Source organism: Azospirillum baldaniorum (genome assembly GCF_003119195.2).
In the GTDB taxonomy this organism is placed as follows: domain Bacteria; phylum Pseudomonadota; class Alphaproteobacteria; order Azospirillales; family Azospirillaceae; genus Azospirillum; species Azospirillum baldaniorum.
The window spans coordinates 168,709-180,790 of sequence record NZ_CP022260.1; the positions used below are offsets into that span (position 1 = coordinate 168,709).

General features: G+C 70.8%; 9 protein-coding genes. 7 read left to right on the forward strand and 2 right to left on the reverse strand.

Annotated features, from left to right (window positions below; all coding sequences use genetic code 11):
* Positions 1–7 precede the first annotated feature (7 nt).
* The 6 genes from kdpA to Sp245p_RS27510 all read left to right on the forward strand — a co-directional run bounded on the left by kdpA (position 8) and on the right by Sp245p_RS27510 (position 8,845).
* On the forward strand, positions 8–1,717 hold the full coding sequence (kdpA, locus tag Sp245p_RS27485) for a potassium-transporting ATPase subunit KdpA (protein WP_014242080.1): 1,710 nt from the start codon (positions 8–10) through the stop codon (positions 1,715–1,717).
* Positions 1,718–1,730: 13 nt separating this feature from the next.
* Positions 1,731–3,860, forward strand: coding sequence for a potassium-transporting ATPase subunit KdpB (gene kdpB / locus Sp245p_RS27490; protein WP_014242081.1), 2,130 nt, complete (start codon positions 1,731–1,733; stop codon positions 3,858–3,860).
* A 10-nt stretch (positions 3,861–3,870) separates the two neighbouring features.
* Positions 3,871–4,479 carry a potassium-transporting ATPase subunit KdpC gene (gene kdpC / locus Sp245p_RS27495; protein ID WP_014242082.1) on the forward strand — a complete coding sequence of 203 codons (609 nt, stop codon included), beginning with the start codon at positions 3,871–3,873 and terminating at the stop codon, positions 4,477–4,479.
* An 86-nt stretch (positions 4,480–4,565) separates the two neighbouring features.
* Entirely contained in the window at positions 4,566–7,325 is a 2,760-nt protein-coding gene (locus Sp245p_RS27500) for a sensor histidine kinase (protein ID WP_014242083.1), read from the forward strand.
* The gene (locus Sp245p_RS27505) at positions 7,322–8,020 is read left to right on the forward strand and encodes a response regulator (RefSeq protein ID WP_014242084.1); all 699 of its coding nucleotides are present in this window, start codon (positions 7,322–7,324) and stop codon (positions 8,018–8,020) included. Before Sp245p_RS27500 ends, Sp245p_RS27505 begins: the two co-directional genes overlap by 4 nt.
* A 171-nt stretch (positions 8,021–8,191) precedes the next feature.
* Positions 8,192–8,845, forward strand: a complete 654-nt coding sequence (locus tag Sp245p_RS27510; RefSeq protein ID WP_014242086.1) for a TerC family protein — start codon at positions 8,192–8,194, stop codon at positions 8,843–8,845.
* A 56-nt stretch (positions 8,846–8,901) separates the two neighbouring features.
* Here Sp245p_RS27510 and Sp245p_RS36350 read toward each other — a convergent pair whose 3' ends face one another.
* The gene (locus Sp245p_RS36350) at positions 8,902–10,602 is read right to left on the reverse strand and encodes an adenylate/guanylate cyclase domain-containing protein (RefSeq protein ID WP_014242087.1); all 1,701 of its coding nucleotides are present in this window, start codon (positions 10,600–10,602) and stop codon (positions 8,902–8,904) included.
* A gap of 158 nt (positions 10,603–10,760) precedes the next feature.
* On the opposite strand from Sp245p_RS36350, the gene Sp245p_RS27520 reads away from it, so the two are divergent.
* Entirely contained in the window at positions 10,761–11,459 is a 699-nt protein-coding gene (locus Sp245p_RS27520; protein WP_014242088.1) for a Crp/Fnr family transcriptional regulator, read from the forward strand.
* Positions 11,460–11,468: 9 nt separating this feature from the next.
* Here Sp245p_RS27520 and Sp245p_RS27525 read toward each other — a convergent pair whose 3' ends face one another.
* Entirely contained in the window at positions 11,469–12,047 is a 579-nt protein-coding gene (locus Sp245p_RS27525; protein ID WP_014242089.1) for a YceI family protein, read from the reverse strand.
* Positions 12,048–12,082: the final 35 nt, after the last annotated feature.

Below are 12,082 nucleotides of genomic sequence, written 5' to 3' on the forward strand. Positions count from 1 at the left end.
GACTCCCATGACCGTCAGCGGCTGGATCAACATCCTGCTCTTCGCCGCCCTCGTGGCCGCCGTGGCGCGCCCGCTCGGCGGCTATATGACGCGGCTGTTCAACGGGGAGCGCACGCTGCTGTCGCCGCTGCTCGGCCCCGTCGAGCGCGGGCTCTACCGCTTGGCCGGGGTGGACGTGAAGGCGGAGCAGCATTGGGTGACCTACGCCGTCGCCATGCTGCTGTTCAACGTCGCCGGCCTGCTGCTGCTCTACGCGCTGCAGCGCCTGCAGGGCGTCCTGCCCCTGAACCCCACCGGCATGGCGGCGGTGCCCGCCGACCTCGCCTTCAACACCGCCGCCAGCTTCGTCACCAACACCAACTGGCAGAATTACGGCGGCGAAAGCACGATGAGCCATCTCGTGCAAATGGCCGGGCTGACCGTGCAGAACTTCGTGTCGGCGGCGACCGGCATCGCGCTGGCCGTGGCTCTGGTCCGCGGCTTCACCCGCACCGGGGCGCGGACGGTGGGCAATTTCTGGACCGACCTGACCCGCGGCACGCTCTACCTGCTGCTGCCGCTCAGCCTGCTCTACGCGCTGTTCCTGGTCTGGCAGGGCGTGCCGCAGACGCTGGCCGGGACGGTGGACGCCACCACGCTGGAGGGCGCCCGGCAGACCATCGCGCTCGGCCCCGTCGCTTCGCAGGAGGCGATCAAGATGCTGGGCACCAACGGCGGCGGCTTCTTCAACGCCAACTCCGCCCATCCTTTCGAGAATCCGAACGCCCTGACCAATCTGGTGCAGATGCTGTCGATCTTCGCCATCGGCGCCGGGCTGACCAACCTGTTCGGGCGCATGGCCGGCGACGAGCGGCAGGGCTGGGCCATCCTGGCCGCCATGGGCCTGCTGTTTTTTATCGGCGTCGCCGCCGTCTATTGGGCGGAAGCCCAGGGCAACCCGGCCTTCGCCGCCCTCGGGCTGGACAACGCCGCCGGCAACATGGAGGGCAAGGAGACCCGCTTCGGCATCGCCATGAGCGCCCTGTTCGCCGCGGTGACCACGGCAGCCTCCTGCGGCGCGGTCAACGCCATGCACGACAGCTTCATGCCACTGGGCGGCATGGTGCCGATGGTCAACATGATGCTGGGCGAGATCATCGTCGGCGGCGTCGGGGCCGGCCTCTACGGCATGCTGCTGTTCGCCATCGTCACCATGTTCGTCGCCGGGCTGATGGTCGGGCGCACGCCGGAGTATCTGGGCAAGAAGCTGGAGGCGAAGGAGGTCAAGATGACCATGCTCGCCGTCCTCTGCCTGCCCTTGATGATGCTGGGCGGCACCGCCTTCGCCGTGGTGCTGGACAGCGGCCTCGCCTCGCTCGCCAACGCCGGCCCGCACGGCTTCTCGGAAGCGCTCTACGCCTACGTCTCGGCGGCGGCCAACAACGGCAGCGCCTTCGGCGGGCTGTCGGGCAACACGCTCTGGTACAACCTGACGCTGGCTGCCGGAATGCTGGTGGGCCGCTTCCTGGTCATCGTGCCGATGCTGGCGGTCGCCGGCTCGCTCGCCGCCAAGACGCGCAGCGCGGCCTCGGCCGGCACCTTCCCGACCCATGGCGGCCTGTTCGTCGGGCTGCTGGCCGGCGTCATCCTGATCGTCGGCGGCCTGACCTTCTTCCCGGCGCTCGCCCTCGGCCCGGTGGCCGAGCATCTGGCGATGCGCGCCGGCCTCCTCTTCTGACCGGGGACCATCCATGGACACCCATTCGAAAACCGCCACCCGGACTCCGGCCTCCACGCTGCTGGACCCGGCCATCCTCCTGCCCGCCGTCGCCGGCTCCGTCCGCAAGCTCGACCCGCGGCTGATGGCCCGCAACCCGGTGATGTTCTGCGTGGAAGTGGTGGCGGCGCTGACCACGCTGCTGTTCCTGCGCGACCTCCTGACTGGCGCTGGGCTGACCGGCGCCGGGGGGATCGGCTTCTCCCTGCAGATCGTGCTCTGGCTGTGGTTCACCCTGCTCTTCGCCAATTTCGCGGAGGCGGTGGCGGAGGGCCGCGGCAAGGCCCAGGCGGCCAGCCTGCGCCGCACCCGCACGGAGACCACCGCCAAGCGGCTGGCGGGCGAGGGCTGGGAGAGCGTTCCGGCCACCCTCCTGAAGCCCGGCGACCTCGTTCTGGTGGAGGCGGGTGACCTCATCCCCTCCGATGGCGAGGTGGTGGAGGGTGTGGCCAGCGTCAACGAGGCGGCGATCACCGGCGAATCCGCCCCGGTCGTCCGTGAATCCGGCGGCGACCGCTCCGCGGTGACCGGCGGCACGCAGGTGATTTCCGACTGGATCAAGGTGCGGATCACCGCCGCCCAGGGCAACACCTTCCTCGACCGCATGATCGGGCTGGTCGAGGGCGCGCAGCGGCAGAAGACGCCCAACGAGATCGCGCTGAACATCCTGCTGGCCGGCATGACGGTCATCTTCGTCATCGCCGTGGCGACCATCCCCAGCTTCGCCGCCTACGCCGGCGGATCGGTGGGGGTGCTGGTGCTGGCGGCGCTGTTCGTCACGCTGATTCCCACCACCATCGGCGCGCTGCTGTCGGCCATCGGCATCGCCGGCATGGATCGGCTGGTGCGCTTCAACGTGCTCGCCATGTCAGGCCGGGCGGTGGAGGCGGCGGGCGACGTGGACACGCTGCTGCTCGACAAGACCGGCACGATCACGCTCGGCAACCGGCAGGCGGCGGAGTTCCTGCCGATTTCCGGCGTGGCCGACCGCGATCTCGCCGACGCCGCCCAACTCGCCTCGCTGGCCGACGAGACGCCGGAGGGCCGCTCCATCGTCGTGCTGGCGAAGGAGAAATACGGCATCCGTGCCCGTGACATGGCCGGGCTGCACGCCCAGTTCGTGCCCTTCACCGCCCAGACGCGGCTGAGCGGTATCGACAGCGACGGTGTGACGATCCGCAAGGGTGCGGTGGACGCCGTGCTGGCCCATGTGCGGACCCTCGGGCAGGGCATCGCCCACCAGGGCAACACCGTCACCGCGCTGCGCCCCGATCCCGCCCTGGAGGCGGCGGTGCGCGAGGTCCAGGCCATCGCGGAGCGCGTCGCCAAGTCCGGCGGCACGCCGCTGGCCGTCGCCCGCGACGGCCGGCTGCTCGGCGTCATCCATCTGAAGGACATCGTCAAGGGCGGCATCCGGGAGCGCTTCGCGGCGCTGCGCCAGATGGGCATCAAGACGGTGATGATCACCGGCGACAACGCCATGACCGCCGCCGCCATCGCGGCGGAGGCCGGGGTGGACGATTTCCTGGCCCAGGCGACGCCGGAGATGAAGCTGCGGCTGATCCGCGACGAGCAGGCGCGGGGCAAGCTGGTCGCCATGTGCGGCGACGGCACCAACGACGCCCCGGCGCTGGCCCAGGCCGACGTCGGCGTGGCGATGAACACCGGCACCGTCGCCGCCCGCGAGGCCGGCAACATGGTCGATCTGGACAGCGATCCGACCAAGCTGATCGAGATCGTGGAGATCGGCAAGCAGCTGCTGATGACCCGCGGCGCGCTGACCACCTTCTCCATCGCCAACGACGTGGCGAAGTACTTCGCCATCATCCCCGCCATGTTCCTGGCCTTCTACCCGCAGCTGGGCGCCTTGAACGTGATGGGGCTGGCCAGCCCGGAGAGCGCCATCCTGTCGGCGATCATCTTCAACGCGCTGATCATCGTCGCGCTGATCCCGCTGGCGCTGCGCGGCGTCGCCTACCGCGCGGTGGGCGCGGCCCGGCTGCTGCGCCGGAACCTGCTGATCTACGGGCTGGGCGGCCTGATCGTGCCCTTCGTCGGGATCAAGCTGATCGATCTGCTCGTCACCGCCATCGGACTCGTGTGAGGACCCTGCCATGCTGAAGGAACTGCGTCCCGCCCTCGTCATGATCGCCGCGCTGACCGTGGTGACCGGGCTGATCTACCCGCTGGCCGTCACCGGAATCGCCCAGGCCGTCTTTCCTCATCAGGCCAACGGCAGCCTGATCGAGCGGGACGGGACGGTCGTCGGCTCCGTCCTGATCGGCCAGGGCTTCACCGGGGAGGGCTATTTTCACGGGCGGCCCTCCGCCACGCTGGGGCCGGACCCGTCCGACCCGTCGAAGAGCGTGCCGGCGCCCTACAACGCCGCGGCCTCCGGCGGCTCCAACCTCGGCCCGACCGCCCAGGCGCTGGCCGACCGGGTGCGCGCGGAGACGGAGCGGCTGAAGGCCGAGAAACCCAAAGCTCCGGTGCCGGTCGAGCTGGTGACGACCTCGGCCAGTGGCCTCGACCCGCATCTGTCGCTCGCCGCCGCCGATTTCCAGGTCCCCCGTGTCGCCCGCGCCCGCGGCCTGTCGGAGGCCCAAGTCAGCGCCCTGGTCACCATGAACACCGAGCCGTCGCTGCTGGGGCCGCTGGCGGAGCCGGTGGTCAACGTGCTCCGGCTCAATCTCGCTCTCGACGCCGCCACGGCGACGCATTAGCTGAAGGTCAACAGGCGGCCCCGCTCCGTCTCCCGCGCGGGCGGGGGAGGGGACGGGGCCGTCGATCCGTTCCGAAAGCCGCCCCGATGCCGAACGACCGAACCGCCGCCGCTGCCCGGCCTTCGCCCGAAGCGCTCCTGCGCGCGGCGGCGCGGGAGGGGCGCGGGCGGCTGAAGCTGTTCCTGGGTGCGGCCCCCGGCGTCGGCAAGACCTACGAGATGCTGCTGACCGCCCAGGCCAAGCGGCGCGACGGGGTGGACGTGGTGGTCGGCGTGGTCGAGACCCATGGCCGGCGCGAGACCGAGGCGCTGCTCGCCGGCCTGACGGTCCTCCCGCGTCTCAAGGTCGAGTACAAGGGCCGCCGGCTCGACGAGATGGACCTCGACGCCATCCTCGCCCGCCGCCCGGCCATCGTTCTGGTGGACGAGCTGGCCCACACGAACGCCCCCGGCAGCCGGCACGCCAAGCGCTACCTTGACGTGGAGGAGATCCTCGCCGCCGGGATTGACGTCTACACGACGATGAACATCCAGCATGTGGAGAGTCTGAACGACGTCGTCGCCCGGATCACCCGCGTCCGCGTGCGCGAGACGGTGCCGGACTCGATCCTCGACCGCGCCGACGACATCGAGGTCATCGACATCACGCCGGACGACCTGATCCAGCGGCTGAAGGACGGCAAGGTCTATGTCCCGCGCACCGCCGAGCGGGCGATCCGCCATTACTTCTCCCCCGGCAACCTGACGGCGCTGCGCGAGCTGGCGCTGCGCCGCACCGCCCAGCGGGTGGACGACCAGCTGCTCACCCACATGCAGGCCCACGCCATCGCCGGCCCCTGGGCGGCGGGGGAACGGCTGCTGGTCTGCGTGAATGAGGACCCGGCCTGCGCCGCCGTCGTCCGCTACGCCCGCCGTCAGGCCGAGCGGCTGCGCGCCCATTGGACCGCGTTGCACGTCGAGACCCCGCGCAGCCTGCGCCTGAGCGAAGCCGAGCGCGACCGCATCGCCGACGCGCTGCGGCTGGTCGAGAAGCTGGGCGGCGAGGCGGTGACCATCCCCGGCGGCGACGTCGCCGGCACGGTGGTCGAGTATGCGCGGACCAACAACGTCGCCCACATCGTCATCGCCAAGTCCCACCGCGGCCCCTGGGCGGAGCTGCTGCGCAGCTCCGTCGCCTTCCGGCTGATCCGGCAGGCCGGCGGCATCAGCGTCCACGTCATCGCCGACGACGCCGAGGAGCCGATCCCGCCCAAGACGGTGCGCACCGCGGCCCCCCGGCGCCCGGCGCTGTCCTGGTGGCCCTACGCCGCCGCCACCGGCTACGTCGCCCTGGCGCTGGGCATCGGGGAGGTGCTTCAGCAGGTGCTGGACGTCAGCAACGTCGCGCTGGTCTTCCTGACGGCGGTGCTGACCAGCGCGGTGACCGGCGGGCTGGGGCCGTCGCTCTACGCCTGCGTCGCCAGCATCCTGGCCTTCAACTATTTTTTCCTGAACCCGCTCTACACCTTCTCCATCGCCGATCCGGAGAACATCGTCGCGCTGTTCTTCTTCGCGGTGGTCGCGGTGATCGCCAGCAACCTGACCGCCCGCGTGCGCGCCCAGGCCGTCACCGCCCGGCTGCGCGCCAAGACGACCGAGGATCTGTACGGCTTCAGCCGCAAGCTGGCCGGCGTGGTCACCATGGACGACCTGCTGTGGGCGACCGCCCACCAGATCGCGGCGATGCTGAAGGTGCATGTGGTCCTGCTGCTGCCCGAGGGCGGCACCGTGTCTGTCCGCGCCGGCTACCCGCCGGAGGACGAACTGCGCGAGGCCGACCTCGCCGCCGCCGTCTGGGCGTGGGAGAACAACCGGCCGGCCGGGCGCGGCTCGGACACGCTGCCCGGCGCCAAGTGGCTGTTCCTTCCCCTGCGCACCGGGCGCGGCCCGGTCGGGGTGGTCGGCATCGACACCGACACCGCCCGCACCGGCAAGCCCGGCGCCCTGCTGACCCCGGACCAGCGCCGGCTGCTCGACGCGCTGACCGATCAGGCCGCACTTGCCATCGAGCGCGTCACCCTGGCGGAGGACGTGGACCGCGCCCGTCTGGCCGCCGAGACGGAGCGGTTGCGCTCGGCCCTGCTCACCTCGATCTCCCACGACCTGCGGACGCCGCTGGCCTCCATCCTGGGGTCGGCGACCAGCCTGACCGCCTACGGCGCCGGGATGGACGAGGCGTCGCGCCGCGACCTCGCCGCCACCATCCAGGAGGAGGCGGAGCGGCTGAACCGCTTCATCGCCAACCTGCTGGACATGACGCGCCTGGAATCGGGGGCGATCCGCCCGCGCACCGGCCCGGTCGATCTGGCCGAGACGGTGGGCAGCGCGCTGGGGCGGGCGGGCCGCATCCTGGCCGGGCACCGGGTGGACGTCGATCTGGCCGCCGACCTGCCGATGCTGGAGGCGGACGACGTGCTGTTCGAACAGGTTCTCTTCAATCTTCTGGACAACGCGGCCAAATACGCGCCAACAGGCTCGCTGATCCAGGTCGGGGCGTCGCGGGAGGGCGATCGGGTGCGCATCGAGGTGCGGGACGAGGGCGACGGCATCCCGGCGGCGGATGTCGAGCGGATCTTCGACAAGTTCTACCGCGTCCAGGCCCAGGACCGGCAGCGCGCCGGGACCGGGCTGGGGCTGGCGATCTGCCGCGGCTTCGTCGAGGCGATGGGCGGCACCATCGCCGCCGGCAACCGCAAGGACCGCTCCGGCGCCGTCTTCACCCTGACCATGCCCGCCGCCGCCGCCCTGCCTGATCTTGAGGGGCCTGATCTTGAGGGGCCCGGCCTTGAGGAAGAGGGGACGCCATGAGGTCGGACACCCTGCCGCTGCGCGTCCTGGTGGTGGACGACGAGCCGCCGATCCGCCGCTTCCTGCGCACCACCCTGTCCGCCCAGGGCTACGACATCGCCGAGGCGGAGGATGGCGCGGGGGCGCTGGCGGCGGTGCGGCGGCGCCCGCCGGACCTGCTGGTGCTCGACCTCGGCCTGCCGGGGATCGGCGGGCTGGAGGTGATCCGCCGCCTGCGCGCCGACGGGGTGGCTGCCCCGATCATCGTGCTGTCCAGCCGCGCCGACGAGGCGGGAAAGGTGGAGGCGCTGGACCTCGGCGCCGACGACTATGTGACCAAGCCCTTCGGCATGGACGAGCTTCTCGCCCGCATCCGCGCCGCGCTGCGCCACCGCCTGCAGCAGCAGGGGGAGCGCCCGCTGTTCCGCAGCGGCGACCTCGCCGTCGATCTGGTCCGGCGCATCGTGACGGTCCGCGGCGCCGAGGTGAAGCTGTCGCCCCGCGAGTACGACCTGCTGCGCCTGCTGGTCGCCCATGCCGGCAAGGTGCTGACCCACCGCTTCATCCTGAAGGAGGTGTGGGGTGCGGACACCGACGTGCAGTATCTGCGCATCTACGTCCGCCAGCTCCGCCAGAAGATCGAGGCGGAGCCGGAGCGCCCCTCGCACATCCTGACCGAGACCGGCGTCGGCTACCGGCTGCGCGCGCCGGATTGATCCCGCACCCACATCCGTTGCAACCCACCGCTGCACGCTAAACCTGCTGCGCCGTGGTTGGATTCGTGCGACAGAACCCCCAGGGCCGCTGTTTCAAGCGCAAGCCCCCAAAAAAAGAGATGACCGCACACCGCAACTGAGCCCAACCGAAGCCTTCGAAGAGATTTTTATATGGAAAGCGTCGATCTCTGGTCGCAGCTCACCGCCCTTGGGCAGGTGGTCGCCATCGACCTCGTTCTCGCCGGCGACAACGCCATCGTGGTCGGCATGGCCGCCGCCGCCGTGCCCGTGGAGCAGCGCCGCAAGGTGATCTTCTGGGGCATCGGGGCGGCCATCATCCTGCGCATCTTCTTCGCCCTGATCACCACCCAGCTTCTCGCCATCATCGGGCTGACCCTGGCCGGCGGCGTGCTGCTGCTCTGGGTCTGCTGGAAGATGTTCCGCGAGCTGCGCTCCGGAGGGGCGGACGAGGTGACGCCTGACGAGGCGCTGGCCGCGAACGGGTCCGGGGACGCCGCGGTCGGTGCGGCGGTGGCGACGACCACCTTCGGCGCGGCGGTCTGGCAGATCGTGGTGGCGGACGTGTCGATGTCGCTCGACAACGTTCTGGCCGTGGCCGGGGCCGCCAAGGACCACCCGACGGTCCTGGTCATCGGCCTGCTGCTGTCGGTCATCCTGATGGGGGCCGCTGCCAACATGATCGCCCACATCCTGCACAAGCACCGCTGGATCGGCTGGATCGGCCTCGCCATCATCACCTATGTGGCGCTCGACATGATCTGGCGCGGCGGCAACGAGGTTCTGACCCAAGCCCACCTGCTCTGATGTCCCATCTGCTCTGACAATCGAAAAACCCCCGCCCCTCCGGCGGGGGTTTTTCTTCAGGCGCCAGCGCTCTCCAGCAGCGCCCGCAAATCCTCCTGGCGCCGGACCGTCCGCACCCCCAGCGTGCCGTCGCGGCCCCGGATCGCCACCTCCCGGCGCTCCAGATGCTCAAGCTGCCGCAGCCCCGCCAGTTCGGCGGCCGCGTCGGAGAAGACCACGGTGGCGCCCAGCGTCTTGGTCATCTCCTCCAGCCTTGCGGCGACGTTGCCGGTGTCGCCGATGAACTGCAGCGACCCGTCCTCCGAACAGGCCACCGCCCCGACCACGGCGAGGCCGGAATGCACCCCGGCTCCGAAGGCCAGCGGCTGGTCCAGCTCCTCCGCGAGGTCGCGGCTCAGCACCTCGATGTCGCGCCACAGGTCGGCGGTGGCGCGCAGCGCGCTGGCCGCCGCCGCGGTGGGGTCGTCCTCGTTCGCGAACATGCCCATCACCCCGTCCCCGGCGATGGCGATGACGTAGCCGCCGTGCTTCCGGATCGCATCCGTGACCACCTGGACGTAGCGGGTGACGATGAACAGCGCGTCGAAGGGCAGCCGCTCCGCCGCCAGCGAGGTCGACCCCCGCAAATCCACGAACAGCGCGGTGATCGCCAGCTCCCGCCCGCTGTCCATGGGGGCGGTGACGGCGAAGGTGCGCCCGTTGTCCCGCGCCGACAGCAGCGGCGTCACCGACAGCGGTGCCACCGGGCGGAGCTGGCAGGCGAGGCGGACGGCGCGCGGCGCCTTCATCCGCTCCAGCACCGCCCGTTCCGTCGCGTTGGGCGGCGGCAGGGCGTCCACCCCCTCGGTCACGCGGATGCGGCAGGTGGAGCAGCGCCCCCGCCCGCCGCACAGCGCGGTGTGCGGGACGCCGTTGGCGCGGCTGGCCTCCAGCACCGAGGTGCCGCGCGGGACGGTCACCGTGCGCCCGCCGGGATAGGCGATGCGGACCGGGCTGGTCGCCCGCGCCCGCCAGTTGCGGTATTGCCGCATCCCCAGCGTGCCGACCAGCAGCAGGACGTAGGTGTTGAACACGCCGCCGCTGATCGCCGCCAGCGCGGCACGGTTTTCCGCCTCCGGCGTGCCGGCGGGGGGCGCTCGGAACTGCTCCAGATAGGCGGGGTCGGCGGCGGCCCGGCGCTCGGCATCCCAGCCGGCGTTGACGATCCCGGCCAGCGCCAGCAGGGGCAGCAGCATGGCGAAGGCGCCGAGCAGCGAGGCCCGGCTCCGGTACCAGGGCTTCGTCATCAGCCAGCCGCGCACCCCGATGCAGCCGTGGATCCACACGATGACCAGCAGCAGGAGCTGGCGCCACAGCAGGGTTTCCGGCGCGGTGATCCAGTAGAGGACGATCGCCCGCGGGTAGGTCAGCGGGTCGTTGTAGAGGTCGTCCGACAGCATCCCCGCCATGCCGTGGGGGATCAGCAGCAGCGGAATGCACAGGCCGAGTCCGAGCTGCCACGCCTCCCCGGCGGGCATGCGCAGGTGGCGGCGCCGGTACAGCGCCCAAAGCCCCAGCCCGGCGTGGGTGACGAAGGAGCCGGCGAGCAGCGCCTGCCCCGGCGGCGTGTCCCAGACCCACAGCAGGGTGCGCCGCGCCACCTCCATCCCCGGAAGCAGCAGCAGCCCGGCGGCGTGGGCGAGAAAATGGGTGATGACGAAGGTGAACAGCGTCAGGCCGGTGAACAGGCGCAACGGGCGTTCGATCCGGCGTTTCATGAACGGGTCCCGGTCATGAACAGCGGCGGGCGGCGGATGGGACGGTCGTCATGTCGGTCGGCGGGCTCGGGCTGTGAAGGTCGGCTTCGGCGTGGCGTCCCCGGGCATCCTATGAGATCATCCCGCGCCATGCCACAGCCGGACATCCACACCCGTTCATGAGGCGCCGGAGCGAAACGCTGGCCGGGGCGGCGCTGTTCCGCTCCCTGTCCCCCGACGAGCTGCGGGCGCTGGAGGACCGCTGCCTATGGCGCCGGGTGGAGGCCGGGCAATGGATCATCGATTTCGAGGATGAGGGGACCGACGTCTTCGTCGTCGCCGCCGGTCTGGTCCGGGTGACGATCCGCGCGATCTCCGGGCGGACGGTGATCCTGCGCGACATCCCCGCCGGGGAGTTCTTCGGCGAGCTGGCGGCCATCGACGGCAAGGCCCGCTCCGCCGGCATCGTCGCCGTGACCAACGCCACGGTCGCCTGCATGCCCGCCCCGCTGTTCCGCGACTGCATCCACCGCCACCCCGACGTCTGCGACCAGGTGATGGTCCTGCTGGCCGGGGAGATCCGGAAGCTCGCCACGCGGGTGAACGAGTTCAACACGCTGGACGTGCGCCACCGCATCTACGCCGAGCTGCTGCGGCTGGCCCGGCCGGACGGGCGGGGAGAGCACAGCGCCACCATCTCCCCGCCGCCACCCCACGCCGACCTCGCCGCCCGTGTCAGCACCCGGCGCGAGGCGGTCTCGCGGGAGCTGAGCGCGCTGGAGCGCGACGGGCTGCTGGAGAAGCGGCGGGGGGCGCTGGTGCTTCTCGACACCCGCCGCCTGCGGGACCGGGTCCGGCAGGCGGCGGAGGAGGATTGAAGGCGCTCTTTACGCCTTCACCGCCTCGGACTCGATGATGATCTGGATGTCGTCGCCGATGTTCGGCACGCCGTACTTCATGCCGAAGTCGGAGCGCTTGATCGTGCCGCGGGCGGAGAAGCCGACCGTCTCCTGCTTGCTGGCCGGGCTGACGCCGTCCTTGTTGAAGGTGACGTCGAGGACCACCGGCTTGGTGACGCCCAGCAGGGTCAGGTCGCCGTGCAGCTTGCCGGTCTTGTCGCCGGTCGTCTCGATCTTGGTGCTCTTGAAGGTCATCTTCGGGAATTCCTTCGCGTTGAAGAAGTCCGGCGACTTCAGGTGCTCGTCGCGCTTGGCGTGGTTGGTGTCGACGCTGGTGGTGTCGATGGTCACCGACAGGCTGCTCTTGTCGGCGGCGTCCTTGTCGAAGGACAGCTCGCCGGCGAACGTGTTGAAGCGGCCCATGGCTTTGGCGAAGCCCAGATGGTCGACGATGAAGACCACGGCGGTGTGGGCCGGGTCGAGCTTGTAGGCGACCGGGGCGGCCTGGGCGGTCAGCGGCAGGGCGACGAGGGCGGACAGGGCGGCGGTGGCGAGAAGACGCTTCATGATTTGGAAGTCCTTTGTCGGATGGAACGGGATGA

Coding starts and splice junctions, on each gene's coding strand:
- Sp245p_RS27505 (WP_014242084.1), top strand. CDS start 7,322: ATGAGGTCGGACACCCTGCCGCTGCGCGTCCTGGTGGTGGACGACGAG.
- Sp245p_RS27510 (WP_014242086.1), top strand. CDS start 8,192: ATGGAAAGCGTCGATCTCTGGTCGCAGCTCACCGCCCTTGGGCAGGTG.
- Sp245p_RS36350 (WP_014242087.1), bottom strand. CDS start 10,602: ATGAAACGCCGGATCGAACGCCCGTTGCGCCTGTTCACCGGCCTGACG.
- kdpA (WP_014242080.1), top strand. CDS start 8: ATGACCGTCAGCGGCTGGATCAACATCCTGCTCTTCGCCGCCCTCGTG.
- Sp245p_RS27500 (WP_014242083.1), top strand. CDS start 4,566: ATGCCGAACGACCGAACCGCCGCCGCTGCCCGGCCTTCGCCCGAAGCG.
- Sp245p_RS27525 (WP_014242089.1), bottom strand. CDS start 12,047: ATGAAGCGTCTTCTCGCCACCGCCGCCCTGTCCGCCCTCGTCGCCCTG.
- kdpC (WP_014242082.1), top strand. CDS start 3,871: ATGCTGAAGGAACTGCGTCCCGCCCTCGTCATGATCGCCGCGCTGACC.
- kdpB (WP_014242081.1), top strand. CDS start 1,731: ATGGACACCCATTCGAAAACCGCCACCCGGACTCCGGCCTCCACGCTG.
- Sp245p_RS27520 (WP_014242088.1), top strand. CDS start 10,761: ATGAGGCGCCGGAGCGAAACGCTGGCCGGGGCGGCGCTGTTCCGCTCC.